The 19,752-nt window shown below is 49.2% G+C and carries 15 protein-coding genes; 12 read left to right on the top strand and 3 right to left on the bottom strand.

Annotated features, from left to right (window positions below; genetic code table 11):
• Positions 1-71 precede the first annotated feature (71 nt).
• Both AC0VZ8_RS17565 and AC0VZ8_RS17560 read left to right on the top strand, forming a co-directional pair.
• The gene (locus AC0VZ8_RS17565; protein WP_475483845.1) at positions 72-1,238 is read left to right on the top strand and encodes an MFS transporter; all 1,167 of its coding nucleotides are present in this window, start codon (positions 72-74) and stop codon (positions 1,236-1,238) included.
• Positions 1,239-1,345: 107 nt separating this feature from the next.
• Positions 1,346-3,082 (top strand): Rieske (2Fe-2S) protein, encoded by a 1,737-nt coding sequence (locus AC0VZ8_RS17560; RefSeq protein WP_475483844.1) that lies wholly within the window; start codon positions 1,346-1,348, stop codon positions 3,080-3,082.
• 198 nt (positions 3,083-3,280) lie between these two features.
• On the opposite strand, the gene AC0VZ8_RS17555 is transcribed toward AC0VZ8_RS17560, so the two are convergent.
• Together AC0VZ8_RS17555 and AC0VZ8_RS17550 are read right to left on the bottom strand one after the other, a co-directional pair.
• The gene (locus tag AC0VZ8_RS17555) at positions 3,281-4,027 is read right to left on the bottom strand and encodes an SDR family oxidoreductase (protein WP_071218955.1); all 747 of its coding nucleotides are present in this window, start codon (positions 4,025-4,027) and stop codon (positions 3,281-3,283) included.
• A gap of 149 nt (positions 4,028-4,176) precedes the next feature.
• A complete protein-coding gene (locus tag AC0VZ8_RS17550; protein ID WP_071218956.1) occupies positions 4,177-4,593 on the bottom strand; it encodes a MerR family transcriptional regulator in 417 nt (138 codons plus the stop codon).
• 253 nt (positions 4,594-4,846) lie between these two features.
• On the opposite strand from AC0VZ8_RS17550, the gene AC0VZ8_RS17545 reads away from it, so the two are divergent.
• From AC0VZ8_RS17545 to AC0VZ8_RS17530, 4 genes are all read left to right on the top strand, one after another.
• A complete protein-coding gene (locus AC0VZ8_RS17545) occupies positions 4,847-5,737 on the top strand; it encodes an RCC1 domain-containing protein (RefSeq protein ID WP_475483843.1) in 891 nt (296 codons plus the stop codon).
• 155 nt (positions 5,738-5,892) lie between these two features.
• Positions 5,893-6,402 (top strand): DinB family protein, encoded by a 510-nt coding sequence (locus AC0VZ8_RS17540; RefSeq protein ID WP_475483842.1) that lies wholly within the window; start codon positions 5,893-5,895, stop codon positions 6,400-6,402.
• A 23-nt stretch (positions 6,403-6,425) separates the two neighbouring features.
• Positions 6,426-6,821, top strand: coding sequence for a VOC family protein (locus AC0VZ8_RS17535; protein ID WP_475483841.1), 396 nt, complete (start codon positions 6,426-6,428; stop codon positions 6,819-6,821).
• Between the two features lie 527 nt (positions 6,822-7,348).
• Positions 7,349-7,708: a DUF6463 family protein gene (locus AC0VZ8_RS17530; protein ID WP_475483840.1), complete on the top strand. Its 360-nt coding sequence runs from the start codon at positions 7,349-7,351 to the stop codon at positions 7,706-7,708.
• 169 nt (positions 7,709-7,877) lie between these two features.
• Here AC0VZ8_RS17530 and AC0VZ8_RS17525 read toward each other — a convergent pair whose 3' ends face one another.
• On the bottom strand, positions 7,878-8,897 hold the full coding sequence (locus tag AC0VZ8_RS17525) for an alpha/beta fold hydrolase (protein ID WP_475483839.1): 1,020 nt from the start codon (positions 8,895-8,897) through the stop codon (positions 7,878-7,880).
• A 152-nt stretch (positions 8,898-9,049) separates the two neighbouring features.
• Here AC0VZ8_RS17525 and AC0VZ8_RS17520 point away from each other — a divergent pair, with 152 nt between their 5' ends.
• From AC0VZ8_RS17520 to AC0VZ8_RS17495, 6 genes are all read left to right on the top strand, one after another.
• Positions 9,050-9,955 (top strand): LysR family transcriptional regulator, encoded by a 906-nt coding sequence (locus tag AC0VZ8_RS17520; protein WP_475487706.1) that lies wholly within the window; start codon positions 9,050-9,052, stop codon positions 9,953-9,955.
• A 331-nt stretch (positions 9,956-10,286) separates the two neighbouring features.
• Positions 10,287-13,316: an Ig-like domain-containing protein gene (locus tag AC0VZ8_RS17515; protein ID WP_475483838.1), complete on the top strand. Its 3,030-nt coding sequence runs from the start codon at positions 10,287-10,289 to the stop codon at positions 13,314-13,316.
• A gap of 276 nt (positions 13,317-13,592) precedes the next feature.
• Positions 13,593-16,097: a heparinase II/III domain-containing protein gene (locus AC0VZ8_RS17510; RefSeq protein WP_475483837.1), complete on the top strand. Its 2,505-nt coding sequence runs from the start codon at positions 13,593-13,595 to the stop codon at positions 16,095-16,097.
• Complete coding sequence (locus tag AC0VZ8_RS17505) at positions 16,085-17,047, top strand: ABC transporter permease (RefSeq protein WP_475483836.1); 963 nt, start codon at positions 16,085-16,087, stop codon at positions 17,045-17,047. Before AC0VZ8_RS17510 ends, AC0VZ8_RS17505 begins: the two co-directional genes overlap by 13 nt.
• A gap of 33 nt (positions 17,048-17,080) precedes the next feature.
• Positions 17,081-17,956 carry a carbohydrate ABC transporter permease gene (locus tag AC0VZ8_RS17500; protein WP_071218964.1) on the top strand — a complete coding sequence of 292 codons (876 nt, stop codon included), beginning with the start codon at positions 17,081-17,083 and terminating at the stop codon, positions 17,954-17,956.
• 89 nt (positions 17,957-18,045) lie between these two features.
• Positions 18,046-19,641, top strand: coding sequence for an extracellular solute-binding protein (locus AC0VZ8_RS17495; protein ID WP_475483835.1), 1,596 nt, complete (start codon positions 18,046-18,048; stop codon positions 19,639-19,641).
• The last annotated feature ends 111 nt before the right edge of the window (positions 19,642-19,752 follow it).

Below are 19,752 nucleotides of genomic sequence, written 5' to 3'. Positions count from 1 at the left end.
CGACGTCTAAAACCGGGTCGGGGAATTATTCCTTGACCCGGTTTTTGGACAAATGAAGATAGGAGACATATATGAAATCCCAACGAACAAATTTGCTTATATTCATTTTGACTTTTGGGGTTTTCGGTATTCTAAATACCGAAATGGGCGTTATTGGGATCATGCCGTTAATTGCGGATGACTTTAATGTCAGTATAACCAAAGCGGGGCTGATCGTAAGTATCTTTGCACTTGCGGTTGCAATATCTGGTCCAACCTTGCCTTTATTGTTTTCTGGCATGAATCGTAAGAAGGTCATGCTGCTTGTACTCGGTATTTTTTTTCTGGGTAACGTTGTCTCCGCAATCACATCAAACTTTACAATATTTTTAATTGCTCGTGTGGTTCCAGCATTCTTTCATCCTATTTATGTTTCATTGGCTTTTACAGTTGCTGCTGCATCGGTTAGCAAGGAAGATGGGCCAAAAGCTGTATCCAAGGTATTTATTGGAGTATCCGCAGGAATGGTACTTGGAGTTCCTGTTACAAGCGTAATAGCGAACGCTACTTCGTTAGGAATGGCGATGTTATTTTTTGCGATAGTAAATGCGGTGGTTTTTATTGCAACACTCCTTTTTGTACCGTCTATGCCTGTTGGTGAAAAAACTTCATACGGAACACAATTATGTGTACTAAAAAGATCAATTACCTGGCATTCCATTGCCGCTGTCATTTTCATGAATGGAGCCGTATTCGGTGTTTACAGTTACCTTTCGGAGTATCTTGAGAATATTACGATGATGACTTGGAACACGATTAGCCTAATGTTACTGATATACGGAGGGGCTAATATTGTAGGAAACATTCTAGCCGGGAAGCTGCTTACTAAAAATGCCATTACATCTGTGGTCATTTTTCCTTTTGCTTTGGGAGCGATATATGTCATCTTGTTCCTCTTGGGACGCTTTAGTGTACCAATGTACCTAATCATTTTGCTCTGGGGAATTTTGGCCGGAATAGGAGCTAACATCAATCAATACTGGATTACGTCCACAGCTCCCGAGGCTCCCGAGTTTGCGAATGGTATATTCTTGACATCGACAAATTTAGGAACAACCATTGGAGCCACAGTGTGTGGACTATTTATATCAAGATTAGGAATCCAATACGTTGTCTTTGGGGGAATTCTGTTTTTGGTTTTAAGTTCTGTATCCATATTTCTGAGGAACTCCATGTATAATCCTACAAAACATTCCTAGTAATCGATTTTTATTCACTTTTTAAACATACATGTTTCAAAAGTTTTGGAAATAAGATATTCTATATGCAAGGAATTCGCATGATATTTAAAAATGGAGGCGTTTTCATGAATGGTTGGATTCAGGCGGGTACGGTGGATGATCTTCGAGAAGGACCGAAGCTGATTAAGGGGGGCATCGTAGTATTTTATCACGAGGATGAAGTGCACGCGCTTGACAACCGGTGCCCTCACCTCGGTTTTCCGCTCCACATGGGAAGTTTATGCAACGGAATTTTGACATGCCATTGGCATCATGCCCGGTTCGACGTATGCAGCGGCGGAACACTCGACCCTTGGGCGGACGATGTACCTGTACACGATATAACCGTTCAAGACGGATTGATATGGGTCAACCCAAAATCCAGGAACAGCAATCAAGTACAGCTGTATAAAGACCGACTTCTGAGCGGCCTTGAGCAAAATATCGGTCTTGTCATAGCCAAGGCCATAGTCGGATTAATGGAGGCGGGCGTTCCAGATACGGAAATTGCCGCGATTGGGATCGAATTTGGGGTCAAACAGCGCAGGCAAGGGTGGGGCTCTGGATTAACGATTTTGACCGCGATGGCGAACGTCCTGCCAAAGCTTGATAAACAAGGCCGGATCCTTGCGTTGTTTCAAGGACTCCTGCACACGGCGCGCGAATCAGCCGGTAGCGGCACGCGATTCTTACTCGATCCACTTCCGGATGCAGGCGTATCCGAAGAACGGTTGACGGGATGGTACCGCGATTGCATTGAGGTTCGGGATACGCGCGGTGCGGAACGGGTACTGCTGACTGCCGTGCAAGCGGCGGGGACCGATAAGAAGCGATTATTCTCTATGATGAGCATGGCCGCAACGGATCATTTCTATATTAATGGAGGCCATACGCTAGACTTCCATAATAAGGCATTTGAGAGCTTGAAGTACGTCGGGCACGAGCAACACCAATATGTACTCGCTTCACTCGTTCCGATGTTTGGGAACGCATCGCGGAGCGAAGAGCTTCATAGCTGGCAGTCCCCGGTCAATTTGGTTCAACCGATAAAGGAAGCGTTTGAGGAGCTGTCCCAAAAAGGCGTTTCAACAGGAAGCGGGGGTAACGGCATCGATGACGAGGCACTGCTTCAAGCGCTGCTTGGCGATGATCCGCTTCGGACAGTACACATGTTGAAGGATGCTTTACTCGGGGGCGCCTCTCCAGTGCGGATCTCGCAAATTGCCGCATTGGCTGCGGCAGAACGGATCGTCCGCTTCCATATGCATAACGATTTCGGGGACTGGATCTCGGTGCTGCACACCTTTACGCATGCTCACGCCGTTCACGAAGGTTTGATCCGCTCCGCTGATTTATGGCTGGTTCGCGGTATTTTCCATACTGCGGCTACGATTTACCTCGACCGGTTTTTGAACGTCCCAGCTGCAGCGAGACCAGATGCAATGGGTGCAACAGAGGAAGTACCGCAGCCCGCCGAGCTGCTTGAGATTCTCAACAAGCAACAGCAAGTGGCGCCGGCGGCGGAATGGGTGATCCGTTATCTGCGCAGCGGCGGAAAGCCAGAACCTTTATTCAACGTATTGGGTCATGCGCTCCTTCGAGAGGATGCAGAATTCCACACCTTCCAGATGTACGAGGCGGCCGTGACGGAATATGACCGCTGGGCTTCCGAGTCTGGACCGTTCGCAGAGAAGGCCCGTGAAACGCTGATCCTTGCGGTTACCCGTTATTTGGCGTCGCATGCTCCAACTTCCCGTGAGACGCCGCATACGGCTAAAATTGCATGGCGGCTCCATCGCGGCGAGAAGTTGTTCGAAGAATAATATAGTGAGAATCCCGCTACAACGACTGCAGAGTAGAGGTGTTAGCAGAATCGTCCTTAATCAATATTCATAGCATTGACCTAAAAAGGGCTCTCTTTGAGGGTCTTTTTATTATGATACATATAACAAGGCTGTCGAGGTCTTCTCGACAGCCTGATCTTAAGAAGCTGAATAGCTCTTCGCTTTATCTTGTGAGTATTACCAAGGTTGCTTTGTCGGTCCAATTGTAAATTCATTAACGTTCGTATCTTCTGGCTGATCAATCGCGAATGCGACAACATTGGCAACCCGGTCGGGTGTAATACCATATTGTTCGTACAACGCAGTCATTCCTTCAGAAATATTCTTATCCGTAATCGTATCCAACAATTCCGTGTTAATTGCTGCGGGATATATCGTTGCTGTGCGGATGTTCGTACCTTCTTGGGCTGATTCCATGCGCAACACTTCCATCAAATCCCGCACAGCCCACTTTGTTGCGCCATAAACCGCACCGCCTGGGTAAGCTTTGAGCCCGGCCACGGATGAAGTAGTGATGATATGTCCAGACTTTTGCGATGTGAATGTTGGCAATACTGCGGCGATACCATTCAATACACCTTTAATATTAACGTCAACCATCTGGTGCCACTCGTCTGTTTTTAATTCGGAAAGGGGGGAATTAGGCATTAGTCCAGCGTTCAAGAAGATTACATCGACACCGCCAAAAGTGTCTTTAGCTAGCTGAACAAGTTTATGACTATCATCTGGATTAACAACATCTGTTACACGATAAGCAGCATGTCCACCAGCTTTTTGAATTTCCTCAGCCAAGGCTTTTAATTTGTCTTCGCGGCGTGCGCCCATAACAATTCTGGCACCCTTACTTGCCAATAATTTTGCAGTAGCTTCTCCAATTCCGGAAGAAGCTCCAGTGATTATAACTACTTTGTTTTCAATCGTCATCTCGATTCCTCCTTTGAGTATAAATTGAGTGTAAACCATAGAGTTAACTCTAAAGCAAGAGAGGATTTTAACAATTTAGAGATCGGCTAATGTATAAGAAATAAAAGAAAGAGCCACCCGTATTTATTTAATTACAGGAGGCTCATCTATTAGTTAGAAATAGGGATTTCTATTTTATTGTTTTTATGAATTTCTTCAGTTCCGGCTTCTAATGCCGTTTTGTAGTATAAGCATTTATGCTCGACCAGTTCCATTGTTTGTTTTAGTTCTTCCATCTGTTTTTCCACTATAGCTTTTCGTTCCATAAACATGTCAAATCTTTGCTGCAACGTGGTATCTCCATCTGTCACCCAATCTATGAAGGTCTTTATTTCCTTAATTTGCATACCAGTGGATTTCAAACATTCAATTACCTTTAAAGCGGCAATATCGGATTCTTTAAACAAACGTTGTCCACTTGCCGTGCGTTCAACAAAAGGCATAAGTCCTTCCTTGTCGTAGTAACGTAGCGTATAAGCTGTGACATTTAATACCTTTGCTGCTTCACTGATCGAATATGTCTTCATCATATCTCTCCTATTAACTACTATAGACTTCGAGTTCACTCTATGAATAGGAAGGATAGTATCATAAGGTTTGTATGGATGTCAATTTGCTACCATTGGCTACACCTTCCTTAAAGTCAAACTCTGAAGTATGATGACAACATTATGAGATTTACAGCCATCCCCACAAGCATTATGGGTATATCAAACGAGTACTTGCAGCATGAATATTGTATGATCGAAGTTAGCAAGAACAAACGAGGAGGAGAGCTTAATGGAAAAGGATGAACTTGGGTTTAGCATGGTATGGACAATTCCGAAAGGTATCATAGCAGCGGGTTGTCGTCATACCGTAGGACTTAAATCGGACGGGACGGTAACGGCTGTAGGGGATAATAAATATGGCCAATGTGATGTAAGCGGCTGGCGCGATATGGTGGCGGTAGCGGCGGGGAATGTTCATATGGCGACGAACACAGGTAATGCTCATACCGTCGGGCTTAGATCGGACGGCACCGTGGCAGCTGTGGGTTGGAACAAGCATGACCAATGCAATGTAAACGGCTGGCGTGACATCGTGGCGGTTGCGGCGGGTTGGCGTCGTACCGTCGGGCTTAAATCGGATGGCACGGTGGTGGCTGTGGGTCGAGATCATGAAGGCCAATGCAATGTAAGCGGCTGGCGTGATATGGTGGCGGTTGCGGCTGGTGACTGGCATACCGTCGGGCTTAAATCGAATGGAATGGTGACAACTGTGGGTAACAATCGTTATGGCCAATGTAATGTAAGCGGCTGGAGCGACATTGTGGCTGCAGAGGCGGGGTACCTTCATACTGTCGGGCTTAAGTCGGACGGCACGGTGGTGGCTGCGGGTTTGAATAAGCATGGCCAATGCGATGTAAGCGGCTGGCGCGATACTATGGCGATAGCGGCGGGTAGTCATCACACCATCGGCCTAAGATCGGACGGTACGGTGACGGCTGTAGGTTGGAATGAGCATGGCCAATGCAATGTAAGCGGCTGGCGCGATATTGTATCAATTGCTGCGGGTTGCGTTCATACAATCGGCGTAAAATCGGACGGCACGGTGGTGGCTGTAGGCGATAATGAATATGGCCAATGTGATGTAAGTGGTTGGCATGACATCCAACTGCCCAGTAATTAATTTCCAATATTAAAGGATACATATACTATTATGAACCATGCCTGATTTGTGAAATTGCTTGACTCTGAAAAGCAAGGCAAAATAGCAAATAAAAAGAAATATTAAATACGCTACTGTAATAGGATGAAGATGAGTTGATTTGATGTTATGGAAAGGTGAGGCAATTGAATTCTTCGGAACTAATCGATGTATACAAGATCAATCTGCAGCAGTATTCCATCGACCAATTAAGACATGTATCTGAACGAGGCGTATGGTCGCTCGGCCAAATGTATGACCATATGATCCTCACTGCTCTCGATTACCTTGACCAAGTGCAAAGATGTGCGTCCATGAGTGAAGTGCAGCTGCAAGGAAAGACAGAGGCTGGCGACCAGTTGTTTTGCGCCGGTTCATTTTCTCCGATAAAAATCAGATTACCGGATGGGCCTGAGAATACCCCAAGTAATTCGGAAACCGTGGATGATCTCATTCGCGGACTTGATACGGTGCTTCAGAGAATGTATGAATGGGAGGAGAACTTACATGCAATAAACCCAAATTATAAAGTCAGACATGAGGGATTTGGGTGGCTCAACGCACGGGAGTGGTTTGATTTGGTTGGTATGCATTTCCGCCATCACTTACGCCAGAAGGCCGAACTGGAACAAAAACTCGAGTTTTAATTATAATGTGAAGGGGGATATGTATGAAAACTTTAGGGTCCTTGAATGTTGATGTGATAACTTTGTTTGTAGAGGATTTGCAAAGGGTGAGGGCGTTCTATCGAGAAGTATTCGGATTATCCGCCGTATATGAAGACGCTGTTTCTGCGGTATTCAACTTCGGAAATATGAGCATAAATCTCCTGGATATTTCTGAAGCATATGGTCTGATCCATCCTGGAACAGTCGCAAACCGAGAATCCGGATCTCGTTTCCAGTTTACCATCCGGGTGGATGATGTAGATGCAGTGTGTGATGAATTGAAACCACATGGCGTAACTCTACTTAACGGTCCAATGAACCGGCCTTGGGGAGTACGCACTGCTGCCTTCATGGATCCGGCAGGACATGTCTGGGAGATAGCGCAGCAATTTACCTAGAGACGAATGAAATGGTCACAAAGAGTTTATTTACAAAATAACTACGGCATTTGCATCTTGACATTGCTACGAAAACGTATTAAATTAGGTGCAGCCACTTACTACGAGTTCGTACTAAAAAGAAGTCGCCGGAATGGGGGCGCTCCTACGTTCGAGGACCGGTATCGCGACCTATCATCCGGTAAAGTCCAAATCTAGGAGTGACTGATTCCAGTCTGGCACTTTATTTTTCTTATTTATTACGAAATCGTACTAAATATTGCAATGACCGTTGCGGCTGCTGATACGTATTGAGTTGAATTGGCATGACATAGCATTAATAGTGGCGCGGATCATCGGAATCGGAGTGCCGTTGATTCATGGCATTCTGACCCAACGGACGATGGTCAGGCCGTTTGCGAAGTCGGAGGTCACTATTCGCCGAAGCAGTAATCAGATGAATCGTGCCAGGACTCATACAGTTCAGCACATCAACTGGATCCTCGGCGGCAGCGCCTTGATCGCTATGAAGAAAAGGAGGGAGCAATATGGTAAGTGGGGCTAAGCGCCATGTTGGCCTGATGCTTATGTTAACCGGGTTACTGCATGTGATTTATGGACTTTTTGCATACGCAAGTCAATTACAACCCCTCATCACTGAAGGCTTGTGGGGTACAGTGGCAGATGATCAGTGGGATCGTGGAACCGCGTTCTGGTTCACGATGTTTGGATTTCTGCTAATGTTGTTTGGCTATATGGCGGATTGGCTGATTAAAAAGAAAGGGATCGTTCCTCCCGCAGTTCTCGGTTGGATGCTGCTATGTGTCTGCTTGATCGGCGCTATCTTAATGCCAGCTTCGGGTTTTTGGATTGGCCTGCCTCAAGCATGGCTTTTATTACGAATGTGAAAGGGCACTACAAAAAAGAGGTCAACCAGCAAGTTCTGGTGACCTCATATTACGATCGGGCAGGGTCGTTACTTCATGAGAGTTATGACAGACGAGAGCCATGTTTCAACCATAATTAGAAAATAAAGTTTGAGAAATGAATTGATATTTTGTAGCATCGAGTGATGATTTATCCTTTTGCCTTAAGCGCCATCAAGCGTTTAAGGTTGTCATCAATACATTTATTATCGGCTTGGTTGATACCGCGACCAGCAAAATGTCCCCAGATCGACTCGATCGGATTAAACACAGCATGAGGAATAAGCTTAGCCTCGTATTCGTTATCGTCCGCCGTGCAGAAAAGATCCGTGCTCCCTGGCATCACACACGCAAGTGCTTTGATGCTTCTGAGCGCCTGATCGAAATCTCCGTTATAAGAGGGGTTTGCACTAATATCTGCATGCTGCCCTGTCCATAACATGGCCAGGACATTGTGCGGATCCATCTGCATAAAGCTTTCCTCCCAAAAACCAGCCACAAAATTCGCCAATGCGTCAAATCCCAGCTCACGATAAATTTCCTTTCTGTAAAACGCTTGAGATACTCCCCATCCCGCATAGACACGGCCAACGGCACGCATGTCTGCAGAAGTCAACTGGTCTAGTTTACTTGTATTGGAGCCGACTGCAGCTATGAGTGCAGCTTTCATCCCTTCCAAGACGACATACGTTTGAGGCCAAGTCTTTGCAACACCGGCGAAGGGGGCAATTCGTTCCACCATGTCTGGATAACTTGCTCCCCACTGGAATGCTTGAATGCCTCCCATGGACCATCCAACGACGAGTGCAATCTTATGAATGCCGAATTTTTCGGTGACCAGCCGATGCTGGAACTTAACGTTGTCATAGATGGTTACCTGCGGAAAATTAGCCCGGTCGAATGGGGGAGGCGTGTTGCTGGGTGACGAAGATAATCCGTTGCCCAGCAGATTTGGAACGATAATGAAATATTCTCTTGGATCTAGCGCCATATCGTTTCCAATCAACCACTCATTCTGAACATGGTGGTCGCCAAAAGCCGTTGGATAGACGATGACATTATCTTTCTTCTCATTCAATTGTCCATATGTCTTATAAGCAAGAAAAGTGTTCGGTAACGTCACTCCGGATTGCAAGGTAACGTCACCCAAATTAAAAATCTCATAATCCATCGTATTGTTTACTCCCTTCAAAATAAAATCATATATTTAAAATGTAGTTCTTGTTGTTAGTATAGTTCCGTGATACTCTCAATAAAAGTGAATGGATTTCAAAGCAATATTCAATAATTTTGAAGGTAAAAAGGTAAAAGGGGGATCGTATGATGGAATTGCGCCAACTGAACACGTTCCGCACGGTTGCCACAACTTTAAATTTTAGTCGGGCTGCGGAAGTGCTGAACTATGTCCCCTCCAACGTCACGATGCAAATGAAAGCATTGGAGGATGAACTTGGTGTTCGTCTCTTTGACCGCTTGGGCAAGCAGCTCGTTCTGACGACTGCGGGTAAGCGTTTTTTGACTCAAGTCGAAGGGGTGCTAAACAAATTGGACGAAGCACGCAGCGTCGTACATGACAATGATAACTTAAGCGGCACTCTAACGATTAGCGCTAACGAAGTTCTTTGCGCCTATCGGCTTCCCGTTGTCTTTCAACGTTTTCGTTCGCGCCATCCGGGCGTGCGCCTCATCTTCCGCTCCGTTCCCAATCAGGAACTCAAGCAAACGCTCTTTGAGGGTACCGCGGATGTCGTCTTTATGTTGGACGAGCCTATTCGCTCAAGCGGACTTGCGGTGGAGCCGTTGGTGGAAGAAACTTTCCGATTATTCGCCGCTCCGAACCACCCGCTTGCAAAACGCACTGTGCTGCAGCTGGAAGATTTTCACGGCGAAGTGTTCATGACGAATGAAAAGGGTTGTCCCTATCGAACCATGTTTGACCGGTCATTTGAGAAAGAGGGCATTGATAGTATTACTTATTTAGAGTTTCAAAGTGCCGAAGCCATTAAACAATGCGCAATCACGGGAATCGGCATTGCCTTTCTTCCTGAGATCGTCGCGGAAGCCGAAGTTGAGCGGGGCGAACTTGTTGCCCTTCCATGGCAAATTCCGGACTTGCACGTGTATACACAAATGTCATGGCATAAAGACAAGTGGCTTTCACCTATCATAATTTCTTTCATAGAAGCAGCAAGGGAGGTAATTGCTGTAGAGGGAGAGAAAACCGTATAGCTTAAAGTAGCTGTCGAGAGACAAGAACGAACCAAATACCATTCAAAAGTCGCTAAATTAGCGGCTTTTTGTTTTGTGAAACCAAGTCCTTATCCTGAAAACGATGTGAACAGAAAGAGATAACCATATTGGAATGAGGAAAAGCAGCGAATCAGGCGTTGACGCTGCCCCTTGATACGTGGTAACTTATGAACATAAAATACATGTTAAATACATGTATCCGAAAAGGAGGGGGGTAGCACATACATACCAGGAGTGCAGAAAGTGAAGTTATGTTTTCAGGAATTGAAAGCGCTACCATTTGATTAAGCCAAAGGAGAGAATTGATGAAATGAAGCTCAGATTGTTTCGATCCAAAGGTTGGACGTGGACCCTTGCTTTCGCAATGATTTTTCCCCAGCTGTTTATGCCGGCGGGCGCCGATGCTGAGGGGAGCACTAAGCCCGCACACTCGTCGTACGGTCTGGACCTAACGCTGCCGGACACGGTTGATGTAGGTAACCTGGTTGATTACACCGTGACGCTTGCCACTTATGAGACGGCCTCTGCAACCTATGGAAATGTTTATTTTGAAGTGGATACAAGCGGGCCGGGGCACGCGGTTTATAGTTCTGCCGAGGTTCCAGGAGCTGGGGAGGTATTCTTCACTGACCGTTCGAAATTGCATAAAGAGGGCTTCCGACTGCCTCCGCAATATTCTAACACCTCGAACTGGACGGTAGAGTTCGATCAGCCGGGAGAATATGTCGTGACCTATAAAGTCATCAGCCGGGATGAAACGGTGGTTGCTGCCACGGTGAAGAAGGTGAATGTGACCTCGGGCCAATCGCAATATCAGATCGAGATCATGGATCTGGATCAGGCTGGCGTAGGGGAAAACCTGTCTATGCCCGTCGCGATCTCCACGAAAGCCCGCGAAACAGAAGGCATTAAGCGTGCATATCTGCAGGTTTCCAAGACCCAAGGAGAAGGAGATATGATCTTCACTGTTCAGGACGAAGAGGGACACTATCAGTCGATACTGAACAACGGGGAGTACGGCAGGCCGGGCTTCGAGCTGTCAGCAGATTACCATTCCACCAAGGATTGGAGCGTCAAATTTTCGAAAATCGGTTCGTACACCTTCAGCTACCGGCTGATCGACAGCGAAAGCGGTGATGTGCTGGCTGAAGACGAGGAATCGGTGGAAGTCGTTCCTGCCTATCAAAATCTGGGCATCCAGGTGTATAACAACTATGTCATGCGGGCTGTATTCGGAAAAGAAAACGGACGCGATGTCGCTTATATGGTTCAGGTCGGCGATCCGGCCCAGCTCGTTGTCGTCGATATTCAGACCGAGGAGACGATACAGGCGATCGATCTGCCGGGGGCAACCGGAGCCTGGGGGATGGCCGTAGCTACGGACGGCATGGTTTATCTCGGTTCCTACGGCACGGCTTCACTCTACCGGTATGATCCGTCTACCGATACGATCGTCAATCTGGGAGACCCGGCCGAGGGCACGGCCAGCCCAACCACTCAGTTTTTCGAGCTGACCCCGGGAGTGGACGGCAAAATCTACGGCGGTGTCTATCCGTCAGGTTCGGTGTTTGAATATGACCCGGTAAAAGGCTTTACGAATTTCGGCAATCCGGTGCCTGGCCAGATTTATCCGCGGAGCGTGGCATACGACAAGGAAGAGAACATGTTGTACGTCGGAGGCGGCGGAACGAAAAACTACCTCATTCGCCATGATCTGAACACCGATCAGAAGACCAACATCATGCCGGCACAGTATAATCTGACGAGCACCTATGATCTGAACATCGCCGGCGATAAGCTGTTCCTGAAGATGGACCCAGGCTACAAGATGATCGTGTTGGACAAAGTCACCGGTGCGGTGATTAAAGACGATGAGCTTATCCACTCCAGAGGTGTGTCCGAGCCGCACGAAGGGAAGGTATACTTTACCTACGGCGGTATTCTAAAAAGCTATGATCTGTCGACCAATCAAGTGGAAGAGATATACACAGGCAGTGAAGTAATCAATTTTGTCTCCAACGTGATTGGCTGGGGCTCAGCTATGATTGATGATCCCGATTATCCAGGTCCGACGCTGATCGGCGTTGCCGGAAATAATTCGGCCAAAGTAATCAAATACAATTTGGAGCGTGGCACGCTGAAGCAGGCCATTATGCCGCTGCCAAAGCAACCGATCGACTTGCATATTACCGGGCAGGGGCCGGACGGCAAAATCTATGCCGGCGGATTCCTTCCCGGCGGCATGGGCATTTATGATCCGGACACAGGCCTTTCCACCAATAACTCGATCGGGCAGACTGAAGGGATGACCTCCATTGGAGACAAAATGTACTTTGGTACCTATCCGGGCGCAAATATTTTTGAATATGATACCACCAAGCCGTGGAGAAGCTCCGGTTCCAACCGAACCGTGAACAAGCTGTTTGATTTGAAAACCGAGCATCTGCAGGATCGTCCATTTGCCATGCTAGGAGCGGAGAACATGCTGTTCATCGGCACAGTTCCGGACTACGGGAAGCTAGGTGGAGCCTTCAGTGTCTATGACCCGGCCACCAAGAATTTGTCGGTACATACGCAGATCGTGCCGAATCAGAGCATCGTATCCCTGGCCTACAAGGATGGAAAGATTTATGCAGGCAGCTCCATCCGGGGAGGCCTCGGCAGCACACCGACCGAAAGTGAAGCGAAGTTATTTGTATGGGATATAGCGAGAGGAATAAAGGAAAAAGAGATCGTGCCAGTTCCAGGAAAAGGAGCTATCACCTCGCTGATTGAAGGTCCGGACGGGAACATCTGGGGCTTTGCCATGGGAACGCTGTTCATCTATGATCCGTCGTCCGGAGAGGTGATATATCAGGACGAGAAGTTTCCGGATGCGGGCGGACAGTGGAGAGATGCAAGCCTCGTTATCGGGAAAGACGGCCTCGTCTATGGAACGATGAGCGGTAAGCTGTTCTCCATCCATCCTGACGACAAAACATTAACCGTCATGAGAAACCAGGCCGCCTGGTTGTCGCGGGATAACATGGGCAACCTGTACTTTGTGACCAATAATGAGCTCTGGCGACATGTGATCGAGGATAACAAAGCTGCGGTTACCGAGGTGCGTCTGAGCGCGAGCACGCTGGAGCTGTCCGTTGATCAAACGGCCGAATTAAAGGCGGAGGTTCAGCCATCATTTGCAACTGTAAAGAACGTCACATGGACCTCCAGCAATAGCGCCGTTGCCTCCGTCAGCGCTACCGGAGTCGTCAAAGGCCTGCAGCCGGGAACGACGGTTATTAGCGTTACAACTTTAGACGGCAGCAAGACGGCGGAATGCGAAGTTACCGTTAATTAGTTCGGAACAGCAAAAGAAGCAGCACCAATTGGAACATTTGGTGCTGCTTCTCCTTCGCAATGGAGTAAATACGACAAAAATTTGAATTGACAGATCATTTAAAATACAAGTAATATACATGTATGTTAATGAGGATCCGTAAGTAAGCAAGTTGCCGAGAAGGGTATGAACGGAGACTGATCTCCATTGGGTATTGTTTGCCATAAAATTATGACAGCGTTTTCTTGGTCGATTGTACAGGAAGAAACTCACTAATTAACGGAGGAGCTGAGATTGATGCTGCGGATGGAATTTATAAAGCCCTCGCTGCTGGAGACGGGGGAGGAGCACCGGCTGAGCTTCATGCTGGTGGCGCCCTGCGGGAGACTAGAACCCCAATCGGATTCAGCGTATAGAATTACTTGCAGCGATCCGGAGACACTTGGGGTGAACGGAAGTCTGATAACCGGGCTAAAGCCGGGCGAGACGGAGGTATCGGTATACTTCCAGGGCGATAGCCCATCAGCGTGCAGCTGGAAGGTGCGGGTACAGCCGGCAGGTATGGCTTCAGGCATGAAGCTGCATGACCATCCGAGAATATTGTTTTCGGAAGAAGAACTCAAGACATTTCGGGAACGGATTAAGCCGGGCGACGGCCGTTTTTTGAGGATCATCGATGCATCTCGGCTATGGGAGGAATATTTGGCAAAAGCGGACGCCTATGTGGAGGAAGAAAGCTTCGAAGTGCTGTATCCGTCCATATCGGAGCAGTGGAAGGTTGAGCTGCCTCTGACAGAGCCGAAGCGGGCGCCCGAACCGCAAGGCCATACCTTCTTCCCCTTCTGGACGATGTATGCCAGAGCGATTGAGGATCGGCTGGTCGTCATGTCCACGGCCTTCCTGGTGACGAATGAAAGAAAATATGCGGAGCGAGTGAAGGAGCATCTGATGTCCCTGACTTCCTTCGGCAAATGGTATGAGTTTGACGAGCGGGGTGCAGAAGGAAATCTGAGCAACGCTCACCTGCTGCTTGGCGTTTCGAGTGCCTATGATGCCATTCACCGTCTTCTAACGGAGGATGAGCGGCGATCCATTCGCCAAGCCATTCTGGAAAAAGGGCTGCAGCCGCTGGCCATCGATATCGGAAGCAGTGATATGCACAATATTGTCGCAGCCAAGCAGGTGGCGATGGTGTACGGTGCGGCGGCGATCATGGATGAGGTCGCGTTTGCCGCCAAATATTTAAACGCCGGACTTACTTATCTTCAGAGCTATCTGGAACGAAAACGGGTGTCCGGCGAAACAGAGGGGCTGCTGTACGACAATGTGGCAGCACGACATGCCTGGATGGCGGCGGATCTTTACCGGAGGATCAGCGGCGATGACAGCCTGGTTCAGGACCCGTATTTACGGGAAGAGCTTCCCGAGCGTTTTTTTCGGCTGATGGCGCCGGGGGAGGAGAGCTCGTTCCCGAATCTGTCGGATTCATTTTCCAAGCTCGATATCGCATACCTCATGGCCATGACAGCTACCCATTACGGCCATCCGGCAGCGGTGTGGTACTTGCAGAAGCATGCTGCGGCACATCACAATTCGCTTCTTTATTTGCGGAAAGAGACCTCCCCGAAGAGCCCGTCAGAGCTGTACGGCGCATGTGCTTCAGCGGTCTTCCGGAGCGTAGGCTGGGCCGCCCTGCGGTCAGGATGGGGGGATGAGGATCATCTGCTGTGCTTCACCTCAAGCAGCTCGGCGAAGGACCATAATCACAGAGACCAGAACAATCTGGTGATCAATGTCGGCGGAGAATGGCTGCTGACCAATCCTGGCTATCAGGATTATGTACCCGGTCCGAAGGCGGATTACACTACCGGCACGGTAGGACACAATTCGCTGCTCGTCAAGGGTCAGGGACAGCTCCACCTGGGAGGAGGCGATCTTCGGGAGGAACTGCTGCTACCGTCATTCGAGGCGGTTGTCGGGAACGCTACCGAAAGTTATGGGGGGCTGCTGAAAGGCTACCAGCGATCTGTCATACATATCGATTCGGCTTATTACGTCGTCGTGGATGATGTGGAGCTGCATCAGGATTCAGATGAGGCGGAACTGCTGTTTCATACGACCTCGGCGGTTCTGGATGGCGATGAGCCCAAGGCACCGGGCGAGAACCTGGAAAGCGACTCCGTTGTATTCCAGGGTGAGAAGGCCGCTCTGCAGCTCATGTTCCCTTTTCCCGAGGAGAAGATGCTTTCCCTCCGTGAATACCCAGGGGCGGAGAGCTACGGTCCTTATGTTGCTGTCGGGGGCGCGTCGGGAAAAAGACGGCGGTTTCTCACGCTGATCAACCCGCGATTCCAATATGGTGAAAGGCTGGAAATCCGTCAAAAGGAACAGAATGCCGGCAGCCTTACCTACGGTTTAACGGTGGAATGGCAGAACGGGACGGAGGATGTCTGGCTGTTCTGCGCTGACGCGGCTGAAGCACGCTACCGAGGCATTACTTTCCTGGGAGATACCGCCCGCATCTCCGGTGACGGCAAGCTTAATTTATGGAAGGCGGAGCGGCTGTCCGGTGGGGACATCGCTTTCGAGGCGGAACTGCCTCTAAGCATATACACCGATGCCCGCGATTCAACCTGCTTCGTGCATAATCCCCATCCGGTAGAAGTTCTCTTCAAGCTGAAGCTGATAACTGCCGGCGTGGAAGTCGAACAAACCACGCCACCCGGCTATTATGAATGGAATCTTATGAACATCGGCAGAGGTGGTCAGGCGGAAGGGAGAGAAGCTATGTGGAAACCGTGACTTCGAAAATCAATAAACCGGCTCCTGCCAAAAAGAGCGCATGGAAGCGAATCCGAACTCGAATGTGGAGGGACCGTTATTTGTACCTCTTGCTGCTGCCGGGCCTACTCTATTTTATTGTGTACCGGTATCTGCCCATGCTGGGCATATCACTTGCCTTTAAAGAATACAGTCCGTTCCGGGGATTTGCGGAGAGTCCTTGGGTCGGATTCGCGAACTTTGCCCGGATTTTCGAAAGCTCCGAGGTGATCCAGGTTATCTGGAATACCCTGACCATTTCCTTTCTGCAAATCGCGTTCGCATTTCCGGCACCGATCTTTCTGGCCATCATGCTGAACGAGGTGACCAATCCGCTCTTGAAAAGAGGGCTGCAATCCATCGTTTACATGCCGCATTTTCTGTCCTGGGTCGTGGTGGTCGGCATCGTGACGATCTTTTTCCGAAATGAAGGACTGATCAACGATGTGCTCCGCGAGCTGCTCGGCCTGGAGCAGACGATTCCTTTTCTGACTGAACCCGATTATTTCCGTGCCTTTCTGGTGCTGGAGGTCATATGGAAGGAAGCCGGCTGGGGAACGATTATCTTCCTGGCGGCGCTCGCAGGCGTTAACCCGGCTCTGTACGAGGCGGCCGTCATGGACGGCGCAGGACGCTTCCGCCAAATCTGGCATATTACGCTGCCCGCCATCCGCAGCACGATCATTATCATGCTGATCATACGCCTCGGTGACGTGCTGGAGATCGGCTTCGAGCAGGTGTTCCTTCAGCTGAACGCCTTTAACATGCACATCGGCAATACGCTCGACACCTTTGTGTATTACAAGGGTATTCAACAGTCGGACTACAGCTTCTCTACCGCGGTCGGCGTATTCAAGGGACTGGTCGGTCTCGTGCTGGTCATGGCCGCCAACAGGCTGTCCAAGCGTTTTGGCGAGCAGGGCGTATATTAAGCGATTCGATTCTTTCAGAGAGGAGATCGACACATGAAGCAAAAATCCATCGCGGACCGTTTGTTTAACGGTGTGAATATCAGTCTGCTGCTTGTCATATCCGCGGTCATGCTATTTCCGTTTGTATATTTGTTCTCGGTTTCATTTTCCTCGTTCGAGGATTTTCTGGGCAGCAAGCTGCTGCTTTGGCCGTCCAAGTGGACGACCGACGCCTATGAATATATTTGGGCCTCCAGAACGTTCCGGCAGGCGCTGCTGAACACCTCGGTGGTTACCGTGCTTGGCACCATCGTCAATCTGTTTTTTACGGCGACGATGGCATACGCCTTGTCCCGTCCGATCGTCGGTCAACGCACCGTTATGTTTATGGTCGTATTTGCGCTCCTGTTCTCGGCCGGCATGATTCCGACCTATCTGGTCGTGCAGGAAACAGGGCTGCTTGATTCCATCTGGTCGCTTATTCTGCCGGTGGCCATTGCGCCCTTCAACCTGATTGTCATCCGCCAATTTTTCATGAACATCCCAAGCGACATGATCGAGGCAGGCATTGTGGATGGCGCGAATGACCTGCAGATTTTCGGGCGTATCATCCTGCCGCTCTCGAAGCCTGCACTGGCGGCATTCAGCCTGTTTTATGCAGTCACGCACTGGAACAACTATTTTGCGCCGATTCTGTACATCAATGATCCCTCCAAATGGACGATTCAGGTGGTGCTGAGACAGATAGTGGTGGTGGGGGAAACGACAGGCACGCTCGGGGGGGACAATATGTTCCTCGAAAATCCGCCTCCGCCCGAGACGATTCAGATGGCCGCCATTCTGATGGCGACGCTGCCGATCCTGATCGTGTATCCGTTCCTGCAGAAGCACTTCGCCAAGGGCGTCATGCTGGGCGCCGTCAAAGGTTGATGACTTCGCACGGCCGGACCATGGCGGCTGTCCGAATGAATCATAGATGGAGGTCACACTCCGACATTGATATGAATGGGGGAAAGCTCATGTTAAAGAAACGCAGACTTACCGCAGTCATGGCGGCCTTGCTCTCTATCAGCCTGGCTGCATGCGGCGGCCAGCCGAAAGCGGAGGAGCAGCCGAAAGCCCCGGCTTCGGGAGATAAGAGCCCGGCGCAGGCGGATGCAAAGTACTCGATTACCGCAATCGATTTCCGGTATGGCGATCCGCCGCCGACTTCAAGTCCCGGCATTGACATGATCAACGAGAAATTCAATGTGGACTATAAGCCTGTTTTTGTACCGAACACCGCTTTTGATGAAAAGATCAACGCTGTATTCGCATCAGGTCAGATTCCGGATATGATCGGCTTAATGTCGACCGACTTGAAAAACCGCTACAACAAGTTTGCGAAGCAGGGTGCGTTTTTGGACCTCGAGCCGTACATCAACGATTATCCGACCTTGAAGGCCGTGCCCGATTACATATGGGACTCCATGCGAGTAAACGGCAAAATTTATGCGATTCCACAATATGCCCCGAAGTATCAGGTGGTACCGGTGATCCGCAAGGATTGGCTTGATAAGCTTGGTCTGAAACCACCGACCAATTATGAGGAGCTGAAGGAGGTAGCGCTGGCGTTTACGAACGGAGATCCGGACGGCAACAGCAAAAAGGACACGTACGGGATTGCCATCGGCCAGGATATTAATCCAAACTTTAACCAGGGACCCTATTGGGACCCGGATGCCTGGTACCATCAGGATGCGCAGGGCAACTACATCCCGGGCATAATCGGTGAAGGCCGCCGGGAGTTTATTACGATGCTGTCCGAGCTTTACAAGCAGGGAGCCATGACGAAGGACTACGCGATCCTGAACTGGGGAGACACGAACAAGGAATTCTATTCCGGCAAGGCAGGCATCTTCATCGGAACGCCGCGCGGCATGTCGCAGGACTATATGAACGGGCTGCTGGCGATACATCCCGAAGCCGAGTTTATACACCTGGAGCCGTTCGAAGACCCATTCGGAAACAAGGGGCTGACGGCTGGAGCAGGGTATAACGGTCTTACCGTGCTGAGCGCTAAACTTGAGGATGAGCCGGAAAAGCTGAAGAAAGTGCTGGAAATGATCGATTTCGGCCGCAAATTCTATCCGCAGGATCAGAAGAATGAGAAGAACGCCGATTTTGACTGGTGGTCAGGCAAAGTGGGTTCAGGTTACGTTATGCAAGACGGCGTGCCTGTCTTCAACGAGAACTTCGGCAGAGACGGCCTGGGGCCATCAACGTATTATGTTGATAATTCATCCTGGGTACCTCAGGACTCGGACAATGTATATTCTATTACGTATCAGACCAAACAGCTGGTAGATCTTGTAGCCGCCATTGAAACGATGTACAAGGATATGAAGCTTTATATCAACCCGATCAATGGACTGGAGTCGCCGACGGACAACGAGAAAGGCACAGAACTGAAAAAGTATGTCATGGATGAGCAGGTGAAAATGATTGCAGGCACCCGTCCCGTATCCGATTGGGATAAACTGGTTCAGGAGTACATGGACAAAGGCGGGGCCCAGATCGTCCAGGAATACAACGCGAATATAAAAGAGAAGGATCCTAAAGCACTTTTTAAGTGAGATTGGTTAAAGTGACGCTTTATAAATGATCTGTAGAACGGCGGGGCAAATCATTTTGCCCCTGTTCTGCATTGGATGACAGGCACCTATGAGAATGCGAGCAGGGGAAGG

The sequence above is a fragment of the Paenibacillus sp. QJM3NY_38 genome (assembly GCF_056173265.1).
This window is presented reverse-complemented; position numbering and strand designations above follow the sequence as displayed.

What these genes read in the sequence shown, in the direction of transcription:
- AC0VZ8_RS17550 (WP_071218956.1), bottom strand. Translation starts at nt 4,593, where the DNA reads ATGAAGACATATTCGATCAGTGAAGCAGCAAAGGTATTAAATGTCACA.
- AC0VZ8_RS17555 (WP_071218955.1), bottom strand. Translation starts at nt 4,027, where the DNA reads ATGACGATTGAAAACAAAGTAGTTATAATCACTGGAGCTTCTTCCGGA.
- AC0VZ8_RS17560 (WP_475483844.1), top strand. Translation starts at nt 1,346, where the DNA reads ATGAATGGTTGGATTCAGGCGGGTACGGTGGATGATCTTCGAGAAGGA.
- AC0VZ8_RS17535 (WP_475483841.1), top strand. Translation starts at nt 6,426, where the DNA reads ATGAAAACTTTAGGGTCCTTGAATGTTGATGTGATAACTTTGTTTGTA.
- AC0VZ8_RS17510 (WP_475483837.1), top strand. Translation starts at nt 13,593, where the DNA reads ATGCTGCGGATGGAATTTATAAAGCCCTCGCTGCTGGAGACGGGGGAG.
- AC0VZ8_RS17500 (WP_071218964.1), top strand. Translation starts at nt 17,081, where the DNA reads ATGAAGCAAAAATCCATCGCGGACCGTTTGTTTAACGGTGTGAATATC.
- AC0VZ8_RS17495 (WP_475483835.1), top strand. Translation starts at nt 18,046, where the DNA reads ATGTTAAAGAAACGCAGACTTACCGCAGTCATGGCGGCCTTGCTCTCT.
- AC0VZ8_RS17515 (WP_475483838.1), top strand. Translation starts at nt 10,287, where the DNA reads ATGAAGCTCAGATTGTTTCGATCCAAAGGTTGGACGTGGACCCTTGCT.
- AC0VZ8_RS17565 (WP_475483845.1), top strand. Translation starts at nt 72, where the DNA reads ATGAAATCCCAACGAACAAATTTGCTTATATTCATTTTGACTTTTGGG.
- AC0VZ8_RS17520 (WP_475487706.1), top strand. Translation starts at nt 9,050, where the DNA reads ATGGAATTGCGCCAACTGAACACGTTCCGCACGGTTGCCACAACTTTA.
- AC0VZ8_RS17525 (WP_475483839.1), bottom strand. Translation starts at nt 8,897, where the DNA reads ATGGATTATGAGATTTTTAATTTGGGTGACGTTACCTTGCAATCCGGA.
- AC0VZ8_RS17545 (WP_475483843.1), top strand. Translation starts at nt 4,847, where the DNA reads ATGGAAAAGGATGAACTTGGGTTTAGCATGGTATGGACAATTCCGAAA.
- AC0VZ8_RS17530 (WP_475483840.1), top strand. Translation starts at nt 7,349, where the DNA reads ATGGTAAGTGGGGCTAAGCGCCATGTTGGCCTGATGCTTATGTTAACC.